Annotated in this window: 20 protein-coding genes and 2 pseudogenes; 5 read left to right on the plus strand and 17 right to left on the minus strand. The window is 61.6% G+C overall.

All coding sequences use genetic code 11. The annotated features are described in order from the left end of the window. Window positions 1-36: 36 nt before the first annotated feature. Genes BSF40_RS24015 through glgA form a run of 5 tightly spaced genes read right to left on the minus strand, consistent with a single transcriptional unit; the run spans window position 37 to window position 8,637 of the window. The gene (locus tag BSF40_RS24015; RefSeq protein ID WP_095967069.1) at window positions 37-357 is read right to left on the minus strand and encodes a DUF2934 domain-containing protein; all 321 of its coding nucleotides are present in this window, start codon (window positions 355-357) and stop codon (window positions 37-39) included. A 21-nt stretch (window positions 358-378) separates the two neighbouring features. Continuing rightward, on the minus strand, window positions 379-3,174 hold the full coding sequence (locus BSF40_RS24020) for a malto-oligosyltrehalose synthase (RefSeq protein WP_095967070.1): 2,796 nt from the start codon (window positions 3,172-3,174) through the stop codon (window positions 379-381). After that, a complete protein-coding gene (gene malQ, locus BSF40_RS24025; RefSeq protein ID WP_095967071.1) occupies window positions 3,171-5,249 on the minus strand; it encodes a 4-alpha-glucanotransferase in 2,079 nt (692 codons plus the stop codon). Before malQ ends, BSF40_RS24020 begins: the two co-directional genes overlap by 4 nt. Next, entirely contained in the window at window positions 5,242-7,041 is a 1,800-nt protein-coding gene (treZ, locus tag BSF40_RS24030; RefSeq protein ID WP_095967072.1) for a malto-oligosyltrehalose trehalohydrolase, read from the minus strand. Before treZ ends, malQ begins: the two co-directional genes overlap by 8 nt. 12 nt (window positions 7,042-7,053) lie before the next feature. Then, window positions 7,054-8,637 (minus strand): glycogen synthase GlgA, encoded by a 1,584-nt coding sequence (gene glgA, locus BSF40_RS24035; RefSeq protein ID WP_095967073.1) that lies wholly within the window; start codon window positions 8,635-8,637, stop codon window positions 7,054-7,056. A 560-nt stretch (window positions 8,638-9,197) separates the two neighbouring features. Between glgA and BSF40_RS24040 the strand changes: the two genes are divergently transcribed. Together BSF40_RS24040 and nudC are read left to right on the plus strand one after the other, a co-directional pair. After that, the gene (locus tag BSF40_RS24040) at window positions 9,198-10,010 is read left to right on the plus strand and encodes a crotonase/enoyl-CoA hydratase family protein (RefSeq protein ID WP_095967074.1); all 813 of its coding nucleotides are present in this window, start codon (window positions 9,198-9,200) and stop codon (window positions 10,008-10,010) included. A gap of 6 nt (window positions 10,011-10,016) precedes the next feature. Further along, window positions 10,017-10,847 (plus strand): NAD(+) diphosphatase, encoded by an 831-nt coding sequence (gene nudC / locus BSF40_RS24045; RefSeq protein WP_015095286.1) that lies wholly within the window; start codon window positions 10,017-10,019, stop codon window positions 10,845-10,847. Here the strand turns inward: nudC and BSF40_RS24050 are convergent. From BSF40_RS24050 to BSF40_RS24060, 3 genes are all read right to left on the minus strand, one after another. Continuing rightward, window positions 10,815-11,594, minus strand: a complete 780-nt coding sequence (locus BSF40_RS24050; RefSeq protein ID WP_007974280.1) for a TSUP family transporter — start codon at window positions 11,592-11,594, stop codon at window positions 10,815-10,817. The genes nudC and BSF40_RS24050 overlap by 33 nt on opposite strands. A gap of 191 nt (window positions 11,595-11,785) precedes the next feature. Continuing rightward, the gene (locus BSF40_RS24055; protein ID WP_095967075.1) at window positions 11,786-12,262 is read right to left on the minus strand and encodes a nuclear transport factor 2 family protein; all 477 of its coding nucleotides are present in this window, start codon (window positions 12,260-12,262) and stop codon (window positions 11,786-11,788) included. Between the two features lie 55 nt (window positions 12,263-12,317). After that, window positions 12,318-12,881 carry a TetR/AcrR family transcriptional regulator gene (locus BSF40_RS24060; protein WP_095967076.1) on the minus strand — a complete coding sequence of 188 codons (564 nt, stop codon included), beginning with the start codon at window positions 12,879-12,881 and terminating at the stop codon, window positions 12,318-12,320. Between the two features lie 217 nt (window positions 12,882-13,098). On the opposite strand from BSF40_RS24060, the gene pssA reads away from it, so the two are divergent. Together pssA and BSF40_RS24070 are read left to right on the plus strand one after the other, a co-directional pair. Further along, window positions 13,099-14,442 (plus strand): CDP-diacylglycerol--serine O-phosphatidyltransferase, encoded by a 1,344-nt coding sequence (pssA, locus tag BSF40_RS24065; RefSeq protein WP_095967077.1) that lies wholly within the window; start codon window positions 13,099-13,101, stop codon window positions 14,440-14,442. 270 nt (window positions 14,443-14,712) lie between these two features. Beyond that, window positions 14,713-15,729 (plus strand): AraC family transcriptional regulator, encoded by a 1,017-nt coding sequence (locus BSF40_RS24070; RefSeq protein WP_095967078.1) that lies wholly within the window; start codon window positions 14,713-14,715, stop codon window positions 15,727-15,729. Between the two features lie 27 nt (window positions 15,730-15,756). Here BSF40_RS24070 and BSF40_RS24075 read toward each other — a convergent pair whose 3' ends face one another. From BSF40_RS24075 to BSF40_RS24105, 7 genes and pseudogenes are all read right to left on the minus strand, one after another. Next, window positions 15,757-16,227, minus strand: coding sequence for an LEA type 2 family protein (locus BSF40_RS24075; protein WP_015095281.1), 471 nt, complete (start codon window positions 16,225-16,227; stop codon window positions 15,757-15,759). A 66-nt stretch (window positions 16,228-16,293) separates the two neighbouring features. After that, a complete protein-coding gene (locus BSF40_RS24080; RefSeq protein ID WP_095967079.1) occupies window positions 16,294-17,757 on the minus strand; it encodes a nucleobase:cation symporter-2 family protein in 1,464 nt (487 codons plus the stop codon). A gap of 97 nt (window positions 17,758-17,854) precedes the next feature. Then, entirely contained in the window at window positions 17,855-18,562 is a 708-nt protein-coding gene (locus BSF40_RS24085) for an HPP family protein (RefSeq protein WP_095967080.1), read from the minus strand. A gap of 159 nt (window positions 18,563-18,721) precedes the next feature. Next, the gene (locus tag BSF40_RS24090) at window positions 18,722-19,900 is read right to left on the minus strand and encodes an MFS transporter (RefSeq protein WP_095967105.1); all 1,179 of its coding nucleotides are present in this window, start codon (window positions 19,898-19,900) and stop codon (window positions 18,722-18,724) included. 251 nt (window positions 19,901-20,151) lie between these two features. Beyond that, window positions 20,152-21,531 (minus strand): UDP-glucose/GDP-mannose dehydrogenase family protein, encoded by a 1,380-nt coding sequence (locus BSF40_RS24095; protein ID WP_095967081.1) that lies wholly within the window; start codon window positions 21,529-21,531, stop codon window positions 20,152-20,154. Continuing rightward, a pseudogene (locus tag BSF40_RS24100) lies at window positions 21,528-21,665 on the minus strand (4-amino-4-deoxy-L-arabinose-phospho-UDP flippase); the annotation flags it as partial. The pseudogene BSF40_RS24100 and the gene BSF40_RS24095, both read right to left, overlap by 4 nt. A 149-nt stretch (window positions 21,666-21,814) precedes the next feature. Then, window positions 21,815-21,958: pseudogene (locus BSF40_RS24105) on the minus strand (DegT/DnrJ/EryC1/StrS family aminotransferase); the annotation flags it as partial. A 316-nt stretch (window positions 21,959-22,274) separates the two neighbouring features. Between BSF40_RS24105 and xerC the strand changes: the two are divergent. Beyond that, window positions 22,275-23,213, plus strand: coding sequence for a tyrosine recombinase XerC (gene xerC, locus BSF40_RS24110; protein ID WP_095967082.1), 939 nt, complete (start codon window positions 22,275-22,277; stop codon window positions 23,211-23,213). 4 nt (window positions 23,214-23,217) lie between these two features. Here the strand turns inward: xerC and BSF40_RS24115 are convergent, their stop codons facing one another. Together BSF40_RS24115 and BSF40_RS24120 are read right to left on the minus strand one after the other, a co-directional pair. Then, entirely contained in the window at window positions 23,218-24,288 is a 1,071-nt protein-coding gene (locus BSF40_RS24115; protein WP_095967083.1) for an ABC transporter ATP-binding protein, read from the minus strand. After that, window positions 24,285-25,883, minus strand: a complete 1,599-nt coding sequence (locus tag BSF40_RS24120; protein ID WP_095967084.1) for an iron ABC transporter permease — start codon at window positions 25,881-25,883, stop codon at window positions 24,285-24,287. The genes BSF40_RS24115 and BSF40_RS24120 overlap by 4 nt, the downstream gene beginning before the upstream one ends. Window positions 25,884-25,886 lie beyond the last annotated feature (3 nt).

The following is a 25,886-nucleotide window of genomic DNA, read 5'->3' on the forward strand; positions in this document are numbered from 1 at the left end:
CGGGCGGCGTTCCGACGAAGGGGCCTCAAGACCTATTCAAACCGCGGGCGGTTTTCGCGGCGCCCGGGGCTTTTTCTCGACGGGCTTTTCTCCCGGCGGGATCACTTTTGAAGCCGCCGCCGGTTTGGCCTTGGTTTTTGGCGTGGCGACCTTGGCATCGCCAGCCTTGCCATTGGCCGTTTTGCTGACCGGGGTTTTGCTCGCCGCTGCTTTGGCTGGTTTCTTTGGTGCCAGGGCTTCGGCTTCCGCCAGTTTGCACGCCATCTCCCAGTGGCGGGCTTCCTGACCTTCGGGTTTTCCTTCGGATTCCCAGATCTGATAGGCGAATTCGCGGATGCGTTTATCGTCGGTACTCATCGCAATGCTCCTGAACTGAACTCAAGTGTGGTGAGTTTGAATAATGAGGTTGACCGGGAAATCCCCCAGCGCGGCGCTGATCAGCAGCTCTCTGTGTTTTGTGACTGTGATGCCGGTGAAAAGTCCCTTCAGATGTTCGTCTGCAACGGTGAACGGCAGTTTGATCCGGGTATCGCCCCACAGCGGCGCGTGGACCTGGGGGATGGCACTGTTTTCCAGCAGTTCGGCACAGCGTATCGGCACAATCACGATGGCGCGTTCTCCCTCCCGCTCGCGGACAAAACCCAGCACTCGATGGGCCTCGCTGCCCAGCACTTGCAGGGCCTGGTAAGTGCCACGTCGAAACAGCTCGGCATGTTCGGCGCGCAGGCCCAGGGTGCGCGCAATCAGGGCTTGCTTGATGCGCCCGTCCTGCCAGTTCGACAATAGGTCCGGCAGGTCTGCCGCGTGCTGCAGTGCCTGCTGGCGGCTGGCGTAATCCACGGGGCGACGGTTGTCCGGGTCGACCAGGCTGAAGTCCCAGAAATCGTTGCCCTGATACAAATCCGGCACGCCGGGCACGGTCATGCGCAGCAAGGTTTGCGCCAAACCGTTAAGGGCACCGGGGGCGGCAATCGAACGGGCCGCCCTGGCCAGGGCCGCACGCAGCAGCTCACCTTCGGGGCTGAGCAACAGACGCTGGATAAGGTTCTCGGTCGCTTGCTCGTAAGCGTCATTGGGCGCGCTCCAGCTGCTTTGCAGCTTGGCTTCGCGCAGGGCCTTGCGCTGCCATTGCCAGAGGCGTCTGGCGTAGTCCTCGAGCGCCGGCGGATTATCGATAGCCAATCCCGGCGGCCAACTGCCAAGGATGGCCTGGTACAGAATCAACTCATCGCCCGCCGACGGCACTTGATCGTCCTGGCGCAAGGGCCGGGCGAGGGCGCGCCACAGGCCGATCTGCTCGCTGTACCAGCCGCTGCGTTCACTCAGTACCGCCAGCCGCGCGCGTGAGTCTTCGCCACGCTTGTGGTCGTGGGTGGCGCTGGCCAGCAGATTGTCCGGGAAGGTTTCAAGGCGCTCGATGCAGGCCCGATGAAAGTCGGCAACCGGGACACTGAACTGCTCGGTGCTGAACCCCACGTCATTGCGCGAGAGCAAGACGCCCGAACGATAGAACGCGGTGTCTTCCACCGCTTTCGCCGCGGCTGGCGAGGTCAGTTGCTGGAAACGTACGCAGGCGTGCTTGAGGCGTTTGCGCTGGCGACCGGCCGGGCGTTGCCGCCAGGGCTCACCACCGAGCCAGCCGGCCAGGCAATCGAGCACCGGCCAGTCAGCCTCGCTCAGTGTCTGGCGGGCGCCGTCCATGGCCTGTTGGAAAAACACCTCGTCCTGGCCTGTCCGGCCGAGGGGGCTGATGTAGGTGCGGTACACCGGGAAATGCACGATCAGCGCCTGCAAGGCCCGGCGAATGGCGCCGAGGGTCAGGTCGCGGCTCATGAGGTTGTCCCGGGCCACTTGCAGCAAGGCCTGGGCGACGCTTTCGAAAGCGCCGGCCAGGGAACCGTTGAGGATTTGCTGGCGGGCCAGTTGTGCTTCCTGGGAGAAGTCGGCGGGCCGCTCACTGTGGCGCTGCCAGCGTTCGGCCAGTGTCTGCGCGCCCCGTGGGTCGTGTTGCAGCAGTGACAGCTGGTTCATGAATTCATAACCGGTGGTGCCGTCCACCGACCAGTCGAGGTGCAGAGACTCGCCTTCGCCGAGGATTTTTTCGACAAAGATCGGCAGATGGCGGCCTGCGGACAGGCTGTCGACCCGACGCCGCAGCTTTCGGCAGTAGCCTCGCGGGTCGGCGAGGCCGTCGATGTGGTCGATGCGCAACCCGTCGATCAGCCCCTCGGCCACCAGCTGGAAGATCTTCGCGTGGGTGGCTTCGAACACCGCGGGACGTTCGACGCGCAGTCCGCCGAGTTCATTGATATCAAAGAAGCGCCGCCAGTTGATGTCATCGGCGGCCGTGCGCCAGCTGGCGAGGCGATAGCTCTGGCGCTCCAGCAGGTTGTGCAGGCGCTGGAAGCCTTCGCCGGTCAGTGAGTCGTAGTGTTTCAGGTGTTGCTCAATGGCTTGAGCAATCAGTGGATCGCTGACCAGATCGCGCAGTTCCGCTTTCAACGGTATGGCCAGGCTGTGGGCGTCGAACTGGTAGCTGAGGGTGCTGAAGCGATCGGCCAGGTTTTTCAGTTGTTCGGTCTGCTCCGTATCGAGCGCTGCATCGGGCTTGAGCAGTTCGCCGTAATCCCGGGGGCAAATCGGGAAACGGTGTTCGTAGTGCTCGACATGGAAGCTGCCGTGCCAGGCATCGAAGCGCAGGGGCAGGGTGCCGTCCTGCAGTGCCACGCCGTAATCGCTGCCCAGGAACGGCAGGAGCAGCTGGCCTTCCATCAACGGATCGGGAGAGTGCCACTGGATGTCGAAAAACTCGCCGTAGGGGCTCAGGCGTCCCCACTCCAACAGGTCCAGCCACCAGGGATTGTCAGCGCCGCCGACCGCCATGTGGTTGGAGACAATGTCGAGGATCAACCCCATGTCCTGCTCGTGCAAGGCGTTGACCAGGCTGCGCAGCGCCCCTTCGCCTCCCAGTTCCGGGTTGACCCTGGTCGGGTCCACCACGTCATAGCCATGCATCGATCCGGCTCGGGCACGCAACAGCGGGGAGGCGTAGACATGGCTGATGCCCAGGCGTGCGAAATACGGCACCAGCGGCACCGCATCTTCCAGCGTGAAACCTTTATGAAATTGCAGGCGCAGCGTGGCGCGCAGCGGGCGGGTCGGCTGTCGGGTCATCGGTCACGCTCAGCCGCCTGCAGTCGCGCACAGGCGAGCAGTTCCAGGCGCCGCGCGGCATCCGGTCCATCGAGCAGGGCTTCGCTGTAGCCGGGCAAGCGCCGTGACCAGTTCGGGTGGGTGTCGATGGTGCCGGGCAGGTTGGCCTGTTGTTCCACGCCAAGGGCATCCTCCAGCGGCAACAGCACCAAGGGGGCCCGGGTATGCCCGAGAAAACGCACGCTGGCGTCGAGCACCTGGTCGGTTTCGTGGGATTCTTCGCGGAAGTTCTGCGGGTCCTGGCTCAACGCCCGGCGCAGTCCCTCGCGCTCGCGCTCGCGATGCTGGCGCCATTCGATCTCACCGCTGGCGTCGACCATGCCGAGCCGGGCGTTCCAGTCGATGTCGCGACCATGCCACCAGCCGTTGAGGGTCGGCAGGTCATGGGTGCTGGTGGTCGCCAGTGCGTTGTCCGGCCAGTCAAGGATCGGCTTGAAGTGCGTGTTGTCCTGCTCGAACAGCAACACCCGCATGCCGAGCATCGAACGGGCGATGAGTTTTTCCCGCAGGCCGTCCGGCACGGTGCCGAGGTCTTCGCCGAGGACGATGGCCTGGTGCCGATGGGATTCCAGGGTCAGCAAACGCAACAGGTCGTCCACCGGGTAATACAGGTAGGCGCCGTCGGCCGGCGGCGAGCCGTTGGGGATCACCCACAGACGCTGCAGCCCCATGATGTGATCGATACGCAAGCCACCGCAGTGGGCGAAATTGGCCCGCAGCATCTCGATGAACGCCCGGAATCCATTGCGCACCAGGCCTTCCGGGGAGAACGCGGAAATTCCCCAGCCCTGGCCTGTGCGGTTGAGAATATCCGGTGGCGCACCGACGGTGAGGGACGCGAGCAATTCGTCCTGCCGGCTCCAGGCCTGGCTGCCGCCGCCATCGGCACCGACGGCCAGGTCGGCGATCAGGCCGATGCTCATGCCGCTGGCGCGGGCGGCGGTTTGCGCGCGCTCCAGGCAGCGGGTGATCAGCCACTGGCAGAAAGCGAAGAAGCCGATGCGCCCGGCATTCTCTTCGGCGAATGCCGCCAGTTCAGCGCTTCGCGGATTACGCCAGGGTTCGGGCCACTGCCGCCAGTCGAGGTGTTCACCGCGAGCGGCGCGTGCCTCCTGGATGGCTTCGAAGCGACAGTGGTTTTCCAGCGCTTCGCCGGCAGCGTGACGAAAACTGCTGAAGTCTTCATGCAAGGGGTGTTCACCCTGGACGAAACCTTCGTACAGCGACTGCAACAGCCGATGCTTGGCTTCGGCGGCGGCCGGCCAGTCAATCAGCGGACGCTCTTCCAGCGCCTTGAGCTCAATGGCCAGCCCGGTGGCATCGATGGCGGTACGCAGGGCGCGCTCGCCGAGAATGGTGCCGGGGGCGCAGTAAAGGCTGTTGAGAAACAGACGGCTGGAGGGCGAGTAAGGGCTGTAGCGTTGGGTGTCATTGGAAAACATCGCATGCAAGGGGCTGATCGCCAGCGCCTCGGCGCCACGTTCACCGGCCACCCGGGCAAGGTCCTCCAGCGCCTGGGTGTCACCAAACCCGCCATCGCCGGGGCGGCGCAAGGCATACAGTTGCACGCTCAGGCCCCAGGCACGGGGGATCGGGTTATCCACGGCATCGGCGACGCTGTAACACCGGGAGGGGGCCACCGCCAGGGTGAAGGTTTGTCCGTCGATACTGACCTGTTGGTAGCCGACCGGTACCAGCCCCGGCAGCTTTGCGTTGGCGTCCAGTTTCAGGTTGAGCCGCGAACCGTCTTCGAGGTGGATTTCGCAAGGGGTTTGAGGTGCAAAAAAGCGCGCCAGATCCAGGCTTGTCCCGACATCGGCGGTGATCAATGGCGGCAAGTGATGGGTCTGTTGCACCGCTTGCAATTCCAGCAGGCTGGCGTCGATTTCCTGGGCACTGCCCGCCGGGTGGCCCAGGCCGGTCAGCACATTGCGCAACACGGAAGGTGCGACTTTTTGCGGGCGGCCGTTGGCGTCGATCCAGTCGACCGCGAGGCCGGCACGGCTGGCCAGAATTTCCAGTTGCGCATCACTCATGGACGCTCTCCATACGAAGTGGCATAGGGGCTGCGGCGGCGAGACTGACGAGCGCGCAATAGGGGGCAAGGGTGCCCTGGTCCAGCAGATCGGCGCTCTGTGGCGGGTATTCGAACAACCGCGCGGCACCGCTCTGTGAGGAGTGGACTACGGGCTTGTCGCTGAGGTTCAGGTCAATGCGCAGTTCGCTGCCATCGCCCAGGCGCCAGGCGGCACTGACCGCGCCTTCGCCCAGCTTGTCCGCCCCCAGTGCCTGGGTGCCCGGCAAGCGGGGGATGAGGAGCCGGTGACGGATCTGCAACAGCCGGCAATACAGCTCGTGCATCTCAGTATGGCCGGTCGAAGGCAGGACAGGGCGGGACGCTGCAAATGTCTGCGGATCGTTCGGGTCAGGAATGTGTTCGCGCAGGAGTGGGTCGGCAAACACGCTGAACGCCGCGAACTCGTTGCGCCGGCCGTCCCGTACCAACTTGGCCAACTCACCGTGATGGCTGGTGAAAAACAGGAAGGGTTGCTCGACGGCGAACTCGTCGCCCATGAACAGCAGCGGAATCATCGGCGACAACAGCAGCAACACCGTGGCGGCCCGCAGCGCTTGCGGGTGGGCGAGTTGATGCAGGCGCTCGCCGAAGGCCCGGTTGCCGATCTGGTCATGGTTTTGCAGGAACAGGATGAAGGCGCCGGGAGGCAAGTGTCCGCTGGGTTCACCGCGGGCCACGCCATGGCGATTGACATGACCCTGGAACACGAACCCCTGGCTCAGGCAACGCGCCAGTTGTTCGGTGGGGTTGTGTGCGTAGTCGGCGTAATAGGCCTCGGTTTCGCCGGTCAGTAACACATGCAGGGCATTGTGGCCGTCATCGTTCCACTGCGCGTCGTAACCCTGTTCAAGCAGGCCGGCCTGGTTGTGTTCGTTCTCCACCATCAGCCACACATGTCGCGCCGGTCCCGTCTGCTGGCGCACCCGTTGCGCCAGTTCCTGGAGGAAATCCGGGTCTTCGATGGCATGCACCGCGTCCAGGCGCAAACCGTCGAAACGGTATTCGAGCAGCCACATCAAGGCGTTTTCGATGAAGAAGTCCCGTACTTCGCGGCGGCGGAAGTCGATGGCCGCACCCCACGGCGTCTGTTTGTCTTCGCGAAAAAAACCCTTGGCATAACGATGCAGGTAATTGCCGTCCGGACCGAAGTGGTTGTAGACCACGTCGAGAATCACCGCCAGACCATGACCGTGGGCGGTGTCGATCAAGTGTTTGAGCTGCTCGGGTGACCCGTATGAAGCCTGGGGCGCGTAGGGCAGGACGCCGTCATACCCCCAATTGCGCTCCCCGGGAAACTGCGCGATGGGCATCAGTTCGATCGCAGTGACCCCCAGTTCGACCAGGCGCGCCAGATGCTGCTCGACGGCACTGAAGCCGCCGAGGGCACCGACGTGCAACTCGTAGATCACCGCTTCGTTCCACGGCCGTCCCGGCCAGGCACTGTGTTGCCAGGCATAGGCCAGCGGATCGACCACCACACTGTGCCGGTCGATATCGCCGTCCTGTGCGCGGGAAGCCGGGTCGGGCACTTCCAGTTCGCCGTCGATGCTGTAGCGGTAACGCGTGCCCGCCGCGCATCGGGTGTCGCTCACGAACCAGCCGTCGGCCTGGGGCAACAACGGCAAGGACTGTCCATGTTCCAGTTCGACACTGACGTAAAACGCATCTGGCGCCCACAACGCGAATCGCGTGTGCTCTGCGTCCAGCATGATTGCGCCGTGGGGCCAGGTCTCAAGGGTCCGTAACGGCATCTTGAAAGCCTCTTACTGTTTGTTCGATTTCCCCAACGCTTTCGCCACAAGCTGTTCATAGAGTTCGGCGTAGGGTTCGACCGCCTTGCACCAGTTGAACGGCGCTGCCATGGCCCGGCAGCGCATGGCGTGCAGCAGGTCGGGGAAGGCGAACACCTTGAACGCGCGGCTCAGGGCTTCCTGGTAGCTCTGCACGGTGGATTCATCGAACAGGAAGCCGGTCACGCCGTTTTCGATGGTGTCGGCCAGGCCGCCGGTATTGCGCGCCACCGGTAACGAGCCGAAGCGCTGGGCGTACATCTGGCTCAGGCCGCAGGGTTCGTAACGCGAAGGCATCAGCAGGAAGTCGCTGCCGGCGAACATGCGCCGGGCATCGGTTTCGTTAAAGCCGATGCGCACGCCGATCTGCCCGGGGAAACGCAGGGCCAGTTCGCGCATCGACTGTTCTTCTTCCGGCTCGCCACGACCGATGATCGCGATCTGGCCACCGGATTTGACGATGTACTCGGAGACCGCTTCGGTCAGGTCCAGGCCTTTCTGGTAGACCAGGCGCGACACCACGGCGAACAGCGGCCCTTCGGAGTCTTGCAGGCCGAACAGCTCGCGCACATGGGCGGCGTTCACCGCCTTGCCGTCCCAGTCGCCGATTTCGAACGGGCAGAACAGGTGCGGGTCGGTGGCCGCATCCCAGCTTTCATCGATGCCGTTGGGAATCCCGCTGAGCAGGCCTTGCTGGGTCTTTGCGGCGAGGAAACCGTCGAGACCGCAGCCGAAATCCGGGGTGGTGATTTCCTGGGCGTAGGTCGCGCTGACGGTGGTGATGTGGCTCGAGTAGGCCATGCCGGCCTTGAGGAACGACATCTTGCCGTAGAACTCCATGCCTTCCTGTTGCAGCGCGTGATGGGGAATGCCCAGTTCGGGGCACGAGCCCAGGCTGGTTACGCCTTGATAGGCCAGGTTGTGGATGGTGAACAGCGTCGGTGTGCGCTGCCCACGCCAGTGCATGTAGGCCGGGGCCAGGCCGGCCGGCCAGTCGTGGGCGTGCACCAGGTCCGGGCACCAGTGGATTTGCGCGAGGTTGGCGGCGATATCGGCCGCCGCCAGGCCCAGGCGGGCGAAACGGATATGGTTGTCCGGCCAGTCGCGGCCGTTGTTGGCGCCGTAGGGTGAACCTTCGCGCTCGTAGAGTTCGGGGCAGATCAGTACGTAGATGACCAGACCATCGGGCATGTCCATGCGCCCGATCTTGCACGGAGGCAACGCGGCATGACCGCCGAGCTCACCGATGATATGAATGGGGTTCTCGCTGTGCAGCACCTGCGGGTAACCCGGGATCAACACCCGCACATCGTGCAGATGGGCCATGGCCCGTGGCAGCGCCGCGGAAACGTCGCCCAGGCCACCGGTTTTCACCAGGTCGGCAATTTCCGAGGTCACGAACAACACTTTCTTACGGTTCGGATTCTGCTGGGCTGCCGGGGTCAGCGTCCTGGTGCCGGGCACGCTGACGGGTTGGGTGTTTGCGGCAGTTACGGCGCTCGATTCGCCGACCTGATGAGCACGCTCTCCCTGTATTTCCAAAGCCGTACTGATCATATGAATCTCCCGTGCTGTTGATCTAATTCTTAGGTCTGGCAAACGGTGTTTCATGGCCAATTCCCGTGGCCGGGCGCAAAAGCGCTGCGCATCAGTGAGCAAGCGCTGCCCGATGCTTTGAAGCAAAAGGGGTGAATGAGCCGTTGCAAAGATTGCACCAGTCGCAACGCACCTTCTTGTCAGAGGACCGATCGGGAATGGAAAAAGTTTCGACTGTTTTTCCACTTTGTGACCGACCGGTTTCGCTTTGAGAAAATGAGTCTAGGCCAGAACTTAGAGCGGTAAAGGGCAGATGGCAAAATTGTTCGACAATCGGTTTGTAACGGTACGGACGTGCTTGATCGAGGTGCAAACGCCCCGACGAAGTGCATGTTTTTTTTGCGTTTTTGCCGCAAAAAGTCACCGGGCCGTCACATCAATGTGCGACGTGATCGAGCGCACGCGCACCAATATGGTGCGCGTGCCAAGTCCCGGATTTGGCGGAACCACTGCCTTACTGCCGGTCGCGATGCCTTGTTATAGTTCGGGCCTCGTTTTCTGCCCGCAAAAGGATCAATGGAATGTCTCAGTACAGCGCGTTCAACGTCGAACTGGTTGATAAAATCGCCCATGTGCAGATCAATCGGCCGCAGAAGATCAACTCGATGAACGCTGCGTTCTGGAGCGAGATCGTCGAAATCTTCCAGTGGATCGACGACACCGATGAAGTGCGCGTGGTGGTCCTCAGCGGGGCAGGCAAGCATTTCTCCTCGGGTATCGACCTGATGATGCTGGCCGGTGTGGCCAATGAACTGGGCAAGGACGTTGGCCGCAATGCGCGGCTGTTGCGGCGCAAGATCCTTACCCTGCAAGCGTCGTTCAATGCCGTCGACAACTGCCGTAAACCGGTGCTCGCAGCGATTCAGGGCTACTGCCTGGGTGGCGCCATCGACCTGATTGCCGCGTGCGACATGCGTTATGCCGCCGAGGACGCACAGTTCTCGATCAAGGAAATCGACATCGGCATGGCCGCCGACGTGGGCACGCTGCAACGCTTGCCGCGGATCATCGGTGACGGCATGCTGCGCGAACTGGCTTACACTGGTCGCACCTTTGGCGCCGACGAAGCGCGGAGCATGGGCCTGGTCAATCGCGTCTACAGCGACAACGACAGCCTGCTCGACGGCGTCATGGGCATTGCCTACGCAATCGCCAGCAAGTCGCCGATCGCCGTCACCGGCACCAAGGAGATGATCAGCTACATGCGTGACCATCGCATCGATGACGGCCTCGAATACATCGCCACCTGGAACGCCGCCATGCTGCAATCCACCGATCTGCGCGTGGCCATGGCCGCCCATATGAGCAAACAGAAACCCGAATTTCTGGATTGATTAACCATGATTCCTCGCTGGACCACTGCAGTACTGGACACCGACCAACCCGGCGGCTGGGCCGTCGCGCGCAGCCCCGAAGGCTTTCTGTTCGATGACAATGGCGCACTGTTTCCGCGCGAATGGCTGAAGCGTCAGGACCTGCCGATTCTTGCCGAACATGGCATCGGTCATCTCGATGGCGAGCCGGTCTACCTGCTGGAGCTGCGCAGTCACAGCGAGGTGTCGGGCTGTAACTGGAAGGGCTTGCGGGCGTTCATGCTCGAAGGCGATCACACGGTCTACAAGGTGCTCGGTTACGCCGCACAGATCGGCACCTGGGCCCGCGAGCACCGCTTTTGCGGTAACTGCGGTCAGGCCATGACCCAGGTGCCGCGCGAACGGGCGATGTATTGCCAGCCGTGTGATCTGCGCAGCTATCCACGGATTTCGCCGAGCATGATCGTACTGGTCACCCGAGGCGATGAAGTGCTGTTGGCACGCTCACCGCGTTTTGTCAGCGGTGTCTACAGCACATTGGCGGGGTTCGCCGAACCGGGCGAATCGGCCGAGGACTGCCTGATTCGCGAGGTTCGTGAAGAGGTGAGCATCGAGGTCAGGAACATCCAGTACATGGGCAGCCAGTGCTGGCCGTTCCCGCACTCGATGATGCTCGGCTTTCATGCCGAATACGCCAGTGGCGAGATCGTCTGCCAGGAAGACGAGATCGAGGACGCCCAGTGGTTCAACGTACATGCGCTGCCGCCGTTGCCGGCGTCGCGCTCGATTGCCCGTTACCTGATCGATGTCTACGTGGCGCGGCGTTTAGGCCACGCTGAACCAGTGCTGCCAGGCTAGGCGCACGGTCAGGCCCAACACCACGGTGATGAACACCGGGCGAATGAATTTCGCGCCGCCGCTGATGGCGGTGCGAGCGCCGAAAAAGGCGCCGACCATCAATGACGAGCCCATGCACAGGCCGATGATCCAGTCCACCTGACCGGAAAAGATGAAGATCGACAGCGCCGCCGCGTTGCTGACGAAGTTCATGCTGCGCGCCACGCCGCTGGCCTTCACCAGGTCGATGGGGTAGAGCAACAGGCTGCTGACGGTCCAGAACGCGCCCGTGCCGGGACCGGCCACGCCGTCATAGAAACCGAGGCTGAAACCCTGGGTCGACTGCCATGTTTTCTTGATCGGTGCGTCGCTGTCCGTCGGCGCTTTCGGCGTACCGCCAAACAACAGATAAACGCCGCAGGCGAAGACGATCACCGGCAGCATTTTGTTCAACCATTCCGCTGGCAGGTAGTGCGCGACCACGGCACCGGTCAGCGCGCCGACCAGGGTACCGACGATGGCGTGCACCCATTGCGCGGGGTGGAACAGCTTGCGCCGATAGAAGGTGAAACTGGCAATCGCCGAGCCGAAGGTCGAACTGAGCTTGTTGGTGCCCAGCACCAGGTGCGGCGGCAGGCCGGCGGTCAACAGGGCCGGGGTGGTCAACAGCCCACCGCCACCGGCGATGGCGTCGATGAAACCGGCAACAAAAGCGACAAGGGCCAAGATGGCCAGGGTGGAGAGGTCAACGCTGAGTTCGAAAGGCATGGGATCGGCTTATTCGGCGGGTGCAGAAAGAGGCTGCGGGGAAGGGCAGCATCTTAACCACCTGCACAGCACAAAACCAATGTGGGAGCGAGCCTGCTCGCGAAAGCGGGTGTGTCAGCCAGCATCGATGCTGGATCTGACGACCTCTTCGCGAGCAAGCTCGCTCCCACAGGGATTAGTGTGGATTTAAATTACAGACCCAGATCCGACAGGCTCGGATGATCGTCAGGACGACGTCCCAGCGGCCAGTGGAACTTGCGCTCGCTTTCCTTGATCGGCATGTCGTTGATGCAGGCGAAGCGACGGGCCATCAGGCCGTCCTCGTTGAACTCCCAGTTTTCGTTGCCGTAGGAACGGAACCAGTTGCCCGAGTCGTCGTGCCATTCATAGGCATAACGCACGGCGATGCGGTTGTCGGTAAAGGCCCAGAGTTCCTTGATCAGTCGATAATCGAGCTCCTTGGCCCATTTGCGGGTCAGGAAGCCTTTGGCTTCTTCGCGGTTATGGGCGAACTCGGCGCGGTTTCGCCACTGGGTGTCCAGGGTGTAGGCCAGGGACACGCGCTCCGCATCGCGGGAGTTCCAGCCATCCTCAGCCAGGCGAACTTTTTCAATGGCCGATTCACGGGTGAAAGGGGGCAATGGCGGACGAACTTCGGCATTAGACATTTCAAGTCTCCGTATCAAGTTAAAGTTAAAACAATTGTCGAGCTTGATCTGGTTGCTACAGGTCCAATAACTTGCGCGCCATGCATTGCGCATTATCGGCGGCACTGTGATCACCCGTTACAAGCGCCACGGTAATGGCACCATCGATCAGGATCAGCAGCTGTCTGGCCAGCCTCTGCGGATCCTCGGCGCCATGCTCGGTACACAGCTCGCACAGGTAGTCGAGCAGTTTCTGTTTATGTTCTTTGGCGACCAGTCGCACCGGGTCTTGCGGGTCGCCGGTTTCGCCACTGGTGTTGATGAAAGCGCAGCCGCGGAAGCCTTCGCTGGCGAACCACGACTTCAGTACGGTAAACAGGTTGAGCAGCCGCCCGGCCGGGGTCTGGGCCTGGCCGACTTCGCTGCGGTACCAGTGCATCCAGCGCTGATCGCGGCGTTGCAGGGCGGCCACGACCAGTTCGTCCTTGTTGGCGAAGTAGCGGTAGATGCTTTTTCTGGAGACGCCGGCGGTTTTCACCAGAAGATCCATGCCAGTGGCGGCTATGCCACTTTTGTAGATCAACTTTTCGGTGACATCCAGAATGATGTCGCGTGTGTCGTTGCTATTGATTTCGTTCATGTGGCTAACAGTAGAACGATCGTTCTCCTTGGTCAATCGATATTTTTGCAGTGCCTGATAAATGGTCTTCGCGAGCAAGCCCGCTCCCACATTTGAAATGCGTTCCCCTGTGGGAGCGGGCTTGCTCGCGAATAGGGCATTACAGACAGTAACAAGACCCGACCCCAGCGATGGTGTAAGCTCTCAGGTTCTTCGGATTCGACCCATTGCGAGCCCTATGCCGTCGCTTTTCAAACGTTCCCTGCTGCCCAAGCTGCGCAGTTTTCCGCTGACGGCCGATGCCGTCGGCATCCTCTCCGGCGCTGCCGAATTCCGCCGTTGCCTGCTGGAGAAAATCGCCAGTGCGACCCGGCGCATTTACATCGTTGCGCTGTACCTGCAACAGGATGAAGCTGGCCAGGAAATTCTCGATGCCTTGCACGCGGCCAAACTGGCGCGTCCGGAACTGGACGTGGTGGTGGTCGTTGACTGGCTGCGCGCCCAGCGCGGCCTGATCGGTGCCGGCAAGCAACCGGGCAACTCGGCCTGGTACCAGGAAATGACCCGCACCCACGCAAGTGAAGTGCCGATCTACGGCGTCCCGGTGCAAACCCGCGAACTGTTCGGTGTGCTGCACCTCAAAGGCTTCGTGATCGATGACTGCGTGATCTACAGCGGTGCGAGCCTGAACAACGTCTACCTGCACAAGTTCGACAAGTACCGCTACGACCGCTATCACGTGCTGCACAATCGCGAACTGGCCGATTCGATGCAGCACCTGGTGCAGCACGGCCTGGTGGCCTCCAAAGCGGTGCACCGCCTCGACCTGCCGAACCTGCCGACGACCCGCAGCCTGCGCAATGACATCGGCGACCTGCGCAGCCGGCTCAAGCACGCGGCGTACGACACCACGCAAGGCACCACCGACCGGACCGGTCTGTCCGTCAGCCCGTTGCTCGGCGTCGGCAAGAACAATCCGCTGAACCGGGTGATCTGCGAGCTGATCGCCAGCGCCCAGCAGCAGCTGACCATTTGCACGCCGTACTTCAACCTGCCGTTGGCGATCATCCGCGAGATCAACCGCGCACTGGCCCGTGGGGTGAAGATCGATATTGTGGTCGGTGACAAGACGGCCAATGACTTCTACATTCCGCCGAGCGAACCGTTCCGGGTCATTTCGGCGCTGCCGTACCTGTACGAAATCAGCTTGCGCCGTTTTGCCAAGCGTCATCAGCGCAACATCGACAGCGGTCAGTTGAACCTGCACCTGTGGCTTGATGGTGACAACACCTATCACCTCAAGGGCATGTGGATCGACCGGCGCTATACCTTGCTGACCGGCAACAACCTCAACCCGCGGGCGTTCCGGCTCGATCTGGAAAACGCCTTGTTGATCGATGATCCGCACGGCGAATGGCTGGAGCCGCGCCGTCAGGAACTGGCGGAGATTTTCCAGCACACGCGGCGAATCGAGCACTTCCAGAACCTGGAAACCCTCGCCGAATACCCGGTGGGCGTGGCCAAGTTCCTCAAGCGCGTGAGTCGTGTGCGGATCGAGCGGCTGCTTTACCGGATTCTTTAAAGATTAAAATCAAAAGGTCGCAGCCTGCGGCGACTGACGCCTTCGCGGGCAAGCCCGCTCCCACAAGGATCTTTGTCGTACACAAACTCTGTGTTCGCTGAATAACCTGTGGGAGCGGGCTTGCCCGCGAAGGCGTTTTCACTTTCAGTACATCAACGACAGGCACACTGCTTTCGCGAGCAAGCTCGCTCGTACAGGGGATCTGCGTTCAATGGGTGGTTTCAGCTAATATGCCCCCCACTCGAACAAGAACAGGGCTTGCCGCAATCCATGTCGGAAAAAGACACCATCTCCATCCAACTGGTGCGTGAAGCACTGTTGCAAAGCTGTGCGCCAGACATCGACAAGGACGAGGTGTTGATCAAGGTTGGCATCGACCCACAGCTGTTGGGCAATTGCGGCGCCCGGGTTCCAGCCACCGCTTATGCGCGCCTGTGGCGGCTGCTGGCACGGCGTGGGGATGACGAGTTTTTTGGCATGGACCCACGCAAACTCAAATCCGGCAGCTTCGCATTCCTGTGCCGCAGCGCCATGCTCCAACCCAACGTGGCGGCGGGACTGGCTGGCGGCCTGGCGTTTCTGTCGTTGATCCTCGAACACCTGCCGGCGCAGTTGGTGCGTCAGCAAAGCCTGGCGGAAATCGTCCTGCTCGAAGACGACAAAGAGCCACGCCGGGCCTTCACCTATTTCACCTACTGGATGATTGTCCACGGCGTTGCCTGCTGGCTGGCAGGGCGGCGGATTCCGATTCTGGCCATTGAGCTGCGCTGTTCGAAACCGGATTTCTGCGATGATTATCAGGTGATGTTTTCCGAGAACCTGCGTTTCGACCGTCCGCGCACGCGGATGATTTTCTCCGCCGATTGCCTGGATTTGCCGATCAAGCGCAGCCCCGAAGAGCTCAAGCGATTCCTGGCCCACGCGCCGGCGAACATTCTGGTGAAATACCGTGATCCGCAGAGCCTGGCCAACCGTATCAAATACGATCTGCGTCACCTGCCGGCCGAGCACTGGCCGGAAACCGAGGCCCTGGCGCAACGCCTGTGCATGTCGGCATCGACCTTGCGTCGCCGGCTGGCCGAAGAAGGGCAAACCTATCAAGGTCTCAAGGACAGCGTGCGCAAGGAACTGGCGATCGTCTGGCTGGCCGAGCCGGCGATCAGCTTCAGCGAAATCGCCACACGGCTCGGGTTCGCTGACACCAGTTCGTTCTACAAGGCCTTTCGCAAGTGGTCGGGGTCAAATCCGGGGCATTACCGCAGCCTGATTCTCAATGACGTCGAGTAAATCCAGCGCCAGCCTGCCCCTCTCTCGCTAGCGACTGCCAGTGGTCGATCCCGGCAGATTGAGGGTGCCGCTGTCGACGAAACGCTTCGTGTTGAACACCCCGCCCGAGAGCTTGCCGCGCAGGATATAAGGCATGTTGTTGAGGGTTTTCATCTGGCTGATGCCATAGGTCTGGCGGATGAACGAAAATGCCGAAACGCTGACCGGCACGCTCACGACGGTGTCGGAAAAACGCCCGATCTCGCCCCTCTGATCGCTGACGCCCGAGGCGAATGGCTGGCCGTTGATGTCCAGATCCAGGGCCACGCCGCTGTAGGTGAGGTTGTTGTCATTGGGGTTCTGCACGCGGATTGTCACGGCAAAGCGTACTTCCATGCCCTCGCCCTGCAGGGGCTCGATACCCACGACGTTGATTTTCAGCGGGTCTCGATTGGGCAGCGAGGAACAGGCGCTCAGGCAGAGCAGGAGGGAAATCAGGACCGCGTGAACGCTGCGCATGGACGTGCTCTCATCTGAAAGGGGCTGTTCCGCTACCGGCTCAGCCCCTGAGCCCGTCCGGCGGTTTTACGGTGCAACCAGCGCAGCTTTTGCGGGTTCATCCCTGGTGGTCACATCGGGGTTCTGCATCACCTGAAGCACAGAGGCTTCCGGATCGAATTCGTCCTCCTCCAGCTCGATGAACTCCTCAGGCAGGAAGATATTAAGAACGATAGCGCACAGCGCGCCGACAGTGATGGGCGATTCGAAAATGTTGTGCAGGGCCTTGGGCAGTTCACGCAAGACTTCCGGCACGGCGGCCACCCCCAGGCCCATGCCGATGGAAATCGCCACGATCAGCATGTTGCGCCGATGCAGGCCGGCCTCGGCGAGAATCTTGATCCCGGCCACGGCGACGGTGCCGAACATCACCAGCTCCGCGCCCCCCAGCACCGGTTTGGGCATCAGTTGCAGTACCGCGCCGATCATCGGGAACAGGCCCAGCACCACCAGCAAACCGGCAATGAAAAACGCCACGTAGCGACTGGCCACGCCCGTGAGCTGGATCACCCCGTTGTTCTGGGCGAAGGTCACCATTGGCATGCTGTTGAACACCGCCGCCATGGCCGAGTTGAGACCATCGGCGAGCAGGCCGGACTTGATCCGGCGTATGTACACCGGGCCTTTGACCGGTTGCCGGGAAATCATCGAGTTGGCCGTGAGGTCACCGGCGGCCTCCAATGGCGAAACGAGGAAGATCACCGCGACCGGAATGAACGCCACCCAGTCGAAGGAAAAACCGTACTTGAAAGGCACCGGTACGCTCATCAGCGGGACGTCGGGCAGGCCGTTGAAATCCACCTGGCCCATGAGCCAGGCCACCCCGTAACCGAGGGTCAGGCCGATGACAATCGCCCCCAGGCGCAGAAACGGCACGTCTACCCGGTTCAACACCACGATGGTTCCCAGCACCAGCGCCGCCAGGGCCAGGTGACTGGCAGCCCCCAAGTCCTGGGCGCCGAAGCCGCCGGCGATGTCGGTCATCGCCACCTTGATCAGCGACAACCCCATCAGCGTGATGATCGTCCCGGTCACCACCGGGGTGATCAGCATGCGCAGTTTGCCGATGAACTGGCTCAACACCACTTCAATGAACGCGGCAAAAAAGCACACGCCGAAGATGGTCGAGAGAATCTCGTCGGTGCCACCGCCCCGGGCCTTGACCATGAAGCCGGCGCTGAGAATCACACTGATGAACGAGAAACTGGTGCCTTGCAGGCACAACAGGCCCGAACCCACCGGGCCAAAGCGCCGCGCCTGGACGAAGGTGCCCAGGCCCGAGACGAACAGCGCCATGCTGATCAGATAGGGAATTTCGCTTTGCAGGCCCAGGGCGCTGCCCATGATCAGCGTCGGGGTGATGATGCCGACGAAACTCGCCAGCACGTGTTGCAGGGCGGCGAAGACGGTGGCGGTCAGGTGCGGACGGTCATCGAGGCCGTAGATCAGATCAGTGTTACGGGGCGCGGGGGCTTTTTCGGAGGCGGTCATGGTGGTTTGCGTGCCAGAAGGCGGGCCGGGTCAGAAAATGGAGGCGCAGGATGCCAGAACCGCCCGGCCACGGCAAAAGTTCCACCAGAACAGGGGCTTACGGACGCGGGGCGAACACCTCGGTGACGCTGCGGCGTTTGGCGTGCAATTGGCTGGCCTGGATCAGCTGTTCGAGGTCCTCGGGCGTGACGTCATAGAAGGCTTCCATGTCCGCCAGCGCCAGTTTCAGGTCTTCGGCGGTGATGGCCTGACTGTCGACGGGCGGGTGATCGGCCGGGATCATGACGGCCGGTTCGCTGCTGCCCTTGGGGTAACGAACGCGGGTCAGGTTGTTGTAGGCGAGGGCGCAGAGCAGCATCGTCGCTGCGCTGAGCATGACCGGCTCAATGGCTTTCCAGTCCATGGCAATGGTCACCGGATCGGCCAGCACCAGGGTCAGGGCCAATGCCCCGGCCGGTGGATGCAGGCACCGTAACCAACACATCAGCAACACTGCCATGCCCGCCGCCAGACAGGCGCTCCCCAGGGTTCGGCCCAACACATGGGCCACCAGCAACGCAATCACCCCGGCGCACAAGTAGCCACCCAGAATCGACCAGGGCTGGGCGAGCGCCCCCGAAGACACGGCAAACAACAGCACCGCCGAGGCCCCCAGCGGGCCGATCAGGTGCTGGGCCACCTCGATGCCAAACACCTGGCTACAGAGCCAGACGCTGAGCAGCGTGCCCAAGGCCATGCCGATGGCGGCGCGGCTCCATTCGGTGGGGCGGGTGTTGATGGCGACAGGCAACCAGCGGGCAAGCATTGCGAGAAAACTCCGGAAGAAAAAAACGAGGTAAAAAAAGGGCTTAGCTGGGAAACCCAGAAAGCCCTTGAAGGTGTTCCAACTGTTGGGGGAGGAACAGGCACAGTGTGCCGTTCAATCCAGCTACTGACAAATTCATATTAATGAGCTTTCAGTGCATTAATTTTGCTTTAAGTGGCCCCGTCGGCCACTCATGTAGCAGAGCAGGCCGCCCACCGCAGCCAGTGCACTCAAGGCATAAAACATCGTCGGCGCCGGGCTGTGCATCAGCATGAAGCCGCAAATCACCGGGCTCACCGCGCCACCCAGCGCAGCCAGGTTTTGCGCGCCGTAGTAACTGCCGCGCAGTGCTTCCGGAGCCAGGGTGTCGACAAAGAGAAACTCGGCCGGGTAAATGATGATTTCACCCAGGGTGAAGATGAACATTGCCACGCACCAGCTCACCAGGCTGTCCGCCAGGCTGAAACCGATCAGGCCGAGGATGAACAGGCCGGTGCCGGCCACTATCCACTGGCGCAATTGCTCACGTTTGAGAAAACGTCCGACCTGGTATTGCAACAGGATCACGCTGATGGCGTTGCAGGCGAGCAGGGCGGCCATGATTTCCATGGTGTGCTGGGGATTACTGGTCACCAGCAGGTATTGCGACAGGTAAAAGGTAAATCGCCCGTGCACCACGGTGCTGAGCAGGCAACCGGCGGTGAACATGATCAGGGTGCGGTCGTTTTTCAGGGTGATCAGGGTTTTCAGAAAACTCTGCGCTTGACCCGCAGGAGCCACTTTGCCCGGATCCGCGGGAATGCCGGTCATCAGGAAAATACTGAAAAAAGCGATGGCCGCCGCGATCAGAAATGGCGCACTGGCAAAGGCACCGGCAATCAGCACGCCAAGCATCGGCCCGACCGCGTAGCCAATGTTGGTCAGCGTATAGCTCAAGGAAAACGCCTTGGCCCGCTGGCCCACGGGCAGGTTGTCGCTGAGGATCGCTTTCGAACCGATCAGGAACAGTGCCGAGGCGGTTTCGGTGACGATCAGGGTGATCGTGGTCAGGTAGAGGTTTTCGGCAAAGGTCAGCAACACCAGGCCGACCGCGCTGGACGCCATCGACAGCACGAGCAATCGGCGTTTTTCGAAGCGATCGATGATGTAGCCGCCGTAGAGGGAGAGCAGGGTGGCGACGAACACCGCAATGCCGAGCAGCAGACCAACGTCCTGTTGGTTGAGGCCAAGTTTGTCGCTGACGAACAACGTGAGTAACGGGCTGGTGATGGCGCGGCTGACAACGATGGTCAGCGAGCAGATCAGCAGGCGGCGGATGAGGGGGGAGTATCGGGTCACGGTGTGAATGTCCTTATTCGATCGGGCCGGCATCAGTCCAATGGTCAGCGCTACTCTAGCAGTTGGACACCCGGTCGTTGCTACGGGATTTACTGGCGGTGCAGCAACACCCAGTCATTCCCGTCGAATCGCCCGCTACGCTGCAAGCGCAAGGCCGGCCCGGCTTCCCGTGAGCCTGACAACGCAACGGCGCCAGGCACCAGCAGCGCCGATGCCAGCTTTCGCGAGACAAACAGCTGGGAGCATGAGGTTTAAGCGACCACTGATTCGGCCAGCCATTGCTGGTAAGGCATCGGCAATTTGTGCGACTCACCCCGACCGATCGGGAAGTAGGTAAATCCGATGCGTGCCAGTCGGTCCGCGTCGTACAGGTTGCGGCCATCGAAGATCACCGGCGTGTTGAGGCGTTGGCGGATAAACTCGAAGTCCGGCGCCTTGAACTGTTGCCATTCGGTGCAGATGATCAATGCATCGGCGCCGGACAAGACCGACTCAGGCGTCCCCATGAGCATCAGTTTCGACTCATCCGGATACAGCTTCTGGGTTTCCTGCATGGCTTCGGGATCGAACGCGCGGACATTCGCCCCGGCGGCCCACAACGATTCCAGCAACACCCGGCTCGGTGCATCGCGCATGTCGTCGGTATTGGGTTTGAAGGCCAGGCCCCAGACGGCAAAGGTCCTGCCACGCAAATCGCCCCGGTAGAACGCGTTGATGCGCTCGAACAGCTTGTGCTTTTGCCGCTCGTTGATGGCTTCCACTGCCTGCAGCAGGTCACTGGAGCAATGGGCCTCTTCGGCGCTGTGGATCAGGGCGCGCATGTCCTTGGGGAAGCACGAGCCACCGTAGCCGCAACCGGGATAGATGAAGTGGTAGCCGATACGCGAATCGGCGCCGATGCCCAGGCGTACCGATTCGATGTCGGCACCCAGGTGTTCGGCCAGTTCGGCGATCTGGTTGATGAAGCTGATCTTGGTCGCCAGCATGCAGTTGGCGGCGTATTTGGTCAGTTCGGCGCTGCGCAGGCCCATGAACATGATGCGTTCGTGGTTGCGGTTGAAGGGGGAGTACAGGTCACGCATCACGTCACGCACTTCATCGCGTTCACAGCCTATGACGATACGGTCCGGGCGTCGGCAGTCGGCCACGGCCGAACCTTCTTTCAAGAACTCGGGGTTCGAGACGATATCGAACTGCAATAACCGCCCGACACTGAGCAGGCATTTGTCGATGTGGGCACGCAAGGCGTCGCCGGTGCCGACCGGGACGGTGGATTTCTCCACCAGGATCGCCGGCTGTTCGCGATACCGTGCTACCGCTTCGCCCACCGACATCACGTAGCGCAAGTCTGCCGAGCCGTCTTCCCGGGACGGTGTGCCGACCGCGATGAACAGCACCTGGCCGTGCTGGACCGCTAATCTTTCGTCGCTGGTGAACTGCAACCGTTTGGCGTCAAGACCTTCGCGTACCAGGCTGGCCAGGCCGGGTTCGAAAATACTCACGTGGCCCTGTTGGAGCAGTTCGACTTTTTTCTCGTCAACGTCCATGCAGATCACGTCGTGGCCGACTTCCGCCAGTACCGCGGCCTGCACCAGGCCAACATAGCCGCTACCAAACACACTGATTTTCATGGGGCACTCCTTTGTTCGGGCGCACGAGCAGGTCGGGAATTGATGGTGATGACGCCGAGGATGACCAATGCCACGCCTGGGCTCTTTGTAAGGCTGGACGCTTCGATGAACAGCGGTACGCTGGCGACCAGCAGACCCAGGCCCAGGCAGGTCAGCAGGATAGGCAAGGCCATATTTCAATTTGCTTATCGTGTTGAAAAAAGCCACTTGCGGCCGTTTCATCCGCCAGGACAACGCCGAAGCGGCGCCCAGGTCGTTGCTCGGCAATCTGACGCTCTGGCTGAGTGACTGCGGCGTGGGCGGCGTTTTGGATCACGGCAATGCCGTGTTTGTCGGCGAGGGCGTAAAGCGGATCGAGATCGAATGCCGCACCGGCGTAATACACCGGGATGATGGCTTTGGTGCACGGCGTGATCGCCGCTTCGATATCAGAACCTGCATCAAATCAGATAGTTACCGGTCGGCGGTAAAAAACTGCTTCGGTTGACTTTTTTCGCCGTGGGCGGCAGGTTGGACGTCCATTCGGGTTGCTTCGACTTCATGGGAGGTTATGCCCGATTTTGTGAAAGGGACATGAAAAGCGGTGGGGGAATCGTTTATCTGAAGGCTATTTAATCTGCTGTTCAGACTTCCCGCGTTGATGGTGTTTTAGGAAAAGTTCTACAGAACCAATGTCTTTTATATGATCGTTATTTCTCTTCTTAGCTGCTTCTTTGACCTGTTTTCATTCAAGGCCGTTTCGTTTGATTGACTTACCTGTAATTGATTCTCGCACGCCCCTCACCAATCCGCTGACCCTGTATCTGGCGCGGCTGGCACCCTCCAGTCAGCTGACCATGCGCTACGTGCTGCAGGACGCCGCCGACCGCCTGGGCTTCGAAGACTGCGATATCGAGGAGATCCCCTGGCACAACCTGCAGCCCGAAGACGTGATCGCACTGGTGGCCACATTGCGTTCAGACGGCTATGCGCCGAACACCTCTTCACTGTATGTCAACGCGGTGCGCGGGGTGATGAACGAAGCGTGGCGCATGAGCCTGATCTCGCAGGAGCACCTGTTGAAGATGCGCTCGGTGAAGGGCATCGCCGGTACACGGCTGTCCCAGGGACGCAACCTCAGGCGTACGCTGATCCAGGAACTGATGGCCGTCTGCGCCGCCGATCCGCGGCCACAAGGCTTGCGGGATGCGGCGATCATCGGGATTTTGTACGGCTCGGGAATGCGCAAGTCCGAATCGGTGAACCTGGAGCTGAATCAGGTCGACTTCACCCAGCGCAGCCTGCAGGTGACGGCCAAGGGCAACAAGCAGTTGATCAAGTACGCGCCGGCCTGGGCTTTCGCCAAACTGCAAGCCTGGCTTGAACTGCGCCGCTCCCTGCTCAAGGAAGGCGAACCGGACGATCCGTTCCTGTTCAATCGCATTCGCCGTGGCAGCCATATCACCCGTGAGCGCATCACCAAACATGCGATCTACTACATCGCCCGGCAACGGGGCGCGCAGGTCGGAGTGAAAATCATGCCCCACGACTTCCGGCGTTCATTCATTACCCGGGTGATCGAAGAGCATGACTTGTCGATTGCGCAGAAACTGGCGCACCACAGCAACATTCAGACTACGGCCAACTACGATGTGCGCGACGACAACGAGCGGCGTCGGGCAGTGGATCGTTTCGACCTGTGAACGATTACAGCTCGCTCAACACATGGGCGTGGCCAATGGTCGAGACCTGAACCGCGCTGCCGGCGGGTGGTGCGTACATGCCGGAACTGCGCACCAGCAGTGATCGGCCCGGTTGCTCGCGGCTGGTCAATGACTGGAGTTCTACCGTCAGCGTGCAAGTGTTGCCACTGAAATCCCGATCGGTGACCACGGCCCGGCAACCATCGGCTTGCGGGTCGCCGGGAAGGATACTGGCCAATTGCAGCTGTTCAGGGCGCAGCATGATCTGCGCCGAGTTGTTGTTGCGGTGGTTGTTGACCGGGATCCGCCCCAGGTCGCAATGAGCCCAACCGGCCTCGATGCGCGCCGGCATCACCACGGCATCCCCCAGGAACAGGGCGGTCTGTTCGTCTTCGGGATAGCGGTAAAGGTCCAGCGGATGCCCTGACTGTACCAGTCGGCCATGGCGCATCACCGCCAGCTGGTCGGCAAATGACAGGGCTTCACTCTGGTCATGGGTGACCAGGATGGTGGTGACGCCCGCGTCTTCCAGCAGCCGCGCGACCATCTTGCGCATCGCGGCGCGCAATCCGGTGTCGAGCGCCGAGAACGGCTCGTCCAGCAGCATCAGCCGTGGTTGTTGTGCCAATGCCCGGGCCAGGGCCACGCGCTGTTGCTGGCCGCCGGACAATTCGTGAGGCCAGCGCTCGGCCATCTTCGCGTCCAGCGCCACGCTGTCCATCAGTTCGGCGACGCGTTGTTGTTTTTCAGTGCCCTTGGTCGATAAGCCGAAGCCGATGTTCGCCGCCACGGTCATGTGCGGAAACAGCGCGCCATCCTGCGGCACGTAGCCGATCAGGCGTTGATGGGCCGGCACTTCGTGGGTGCCGTCGACCAGGGTCTGGCCATTGAGCGACAGACGCCCGGAATCGGGGAATTCGAAGCCGGCAATCATACGCAGCAAGGTGGTTTTGCCGGAGCCGGACGGGCCGACGATGACCGTGCGACTGCCGCTCGGCACCGACAGGCTGACGTTGTCCAGCGCGCAATGGGCGCCATAGGACTTGTAGAGGGCATTCAGTTCAAGAGTGTTCATCGGCCAGCCGTTTTTTTCGATTGGTGATAAAGAAGTCCGGTCAGCGGCAGCGACAGCACAACCATCAATAAGGCGTAGGGCGCCGCGGCGGCGTAATCGATTTCGCTGGTCATGGCCCAGAATCCGGTGGCCAGGGTGCGCGTGCCGTTCGGGGCCAGCAGCAGGGTGGCGGTCAATTCGTTGGTGATCGCCAGGAACACCAGCGCCGCGCCGGCGGCGGCTCCGGGGGCGGCCAGGCGCAAGGTGACCAGCCACAGTGCCCGGGCTGGCGAACGGCCAAGGCTGCGGGCGATGTTCTCCAGCTCCACCGGGGCCTGGGCAATGCCGGCGCGCAGGCTGACCAGGGCGCGGGGCAGGAACATCAGCAGGTACGCCAGCAACACGGTGAAGGTGGTCTGGTAAATCGGCCGGGCAAAATGGATCGTGACGGTGACCAGGGCCAACGCCACGATGATTCCGGGCAAGGAACTGGTGATGTAGTTGCAGCTTTCCAGCACGCGTTGCATTCGACCGGGGTAACGGATCGACAGCCAGGCAATCGGGATCGCCGCGAAAGTTGTGAGCGCGGCACCTGCGACGCCGAGCAACAGGGTTTGTTCCAGAGCAGGCAACAACTCGGCCATGTCCCAGACTTCCACGCCGCCGGCGATCAGCCATTTGCCCAGGGTGATCAAGGGCACGCCCAGGGCCAGGGCACAGGTCACCATTTGCAGCGTCAACGAGAGCAGGGTGGATGCCGGTTTCAGGCACACGACCCGTTGCTCCCGGGCGCTCCCCGAACCGACGCGAGCGTAACGTGCCGAACCCCGGGCGGCGGACTCGGCCGTCAACATGGCCAGGCAACACAGCGCCAGCACACTGGCCAGCATGTGCGCCGCTGCGCCGTTGAAGGTCGATTTGAACTGGTCGAAGATCGCGGTGGTAAAGGTGTCGAAGCGGATCATGGCGTACAGGCCATATTCGGCCAGCAGGTGCAGACCGACCAGCAAAGCGCCGCCGCAGATCGCCAGGCGCAATTGCGGCAACACCACACGGAAAAACACCTTCCAGGGTTTGAGCCCCATGGACTCGGCGACGTCTTCGATGGCCGGGTCGAGCCGGCGCAACGTGGCCGCCACCGGCAAATACAGGAACGGGAAATAGGCGATGACCGAGACCAGGACACCGGCAAACAAGCCGTGAATCGGTGGCACCAGGCTGACCCAGGCGTAACTGTGAACGAACGCAGGCACCGCCAGCGGTGCGGTGGCCAGCAACGACCACCAGCGCCGCCCTGGCAGATTCGTGCGTTCGGTCAGCCATGCCAGCGTCACCCCCAGTGCCACGCACAAGGGAATCGTCAGCAGCACCAGCAACAGGGTGTTGACCAGCAGCTCACCGACCCGAGGGCGGAACACCAGGGTCACGACGGTTGACCAGCCTGTCTGCAGGGACACGCCGATAACGTAAGCGATCGGTAGCAGTGCCAGTAATGAAACCAGCACCGACAAACCGATCACCCATACACCGCCACGCCCGGCGAATACTCCGCGGGATCGTCGACGCAATGGTGCGGGAGTCGCCTTGGCGACTCCCGCAGGCAGGGTTTCAGGCATCAA

This window comes from Pseudomonas sp. ACN5, from assembly GCF_002303975.1.
Lineage (GTDB): Bacteria > Pseudomonadota > Gammaproteobacteria > Pseudomonadales > Pseudomonadaceae > Aquipseudomonas > Aquipseudomonas laurylsulfatiphila.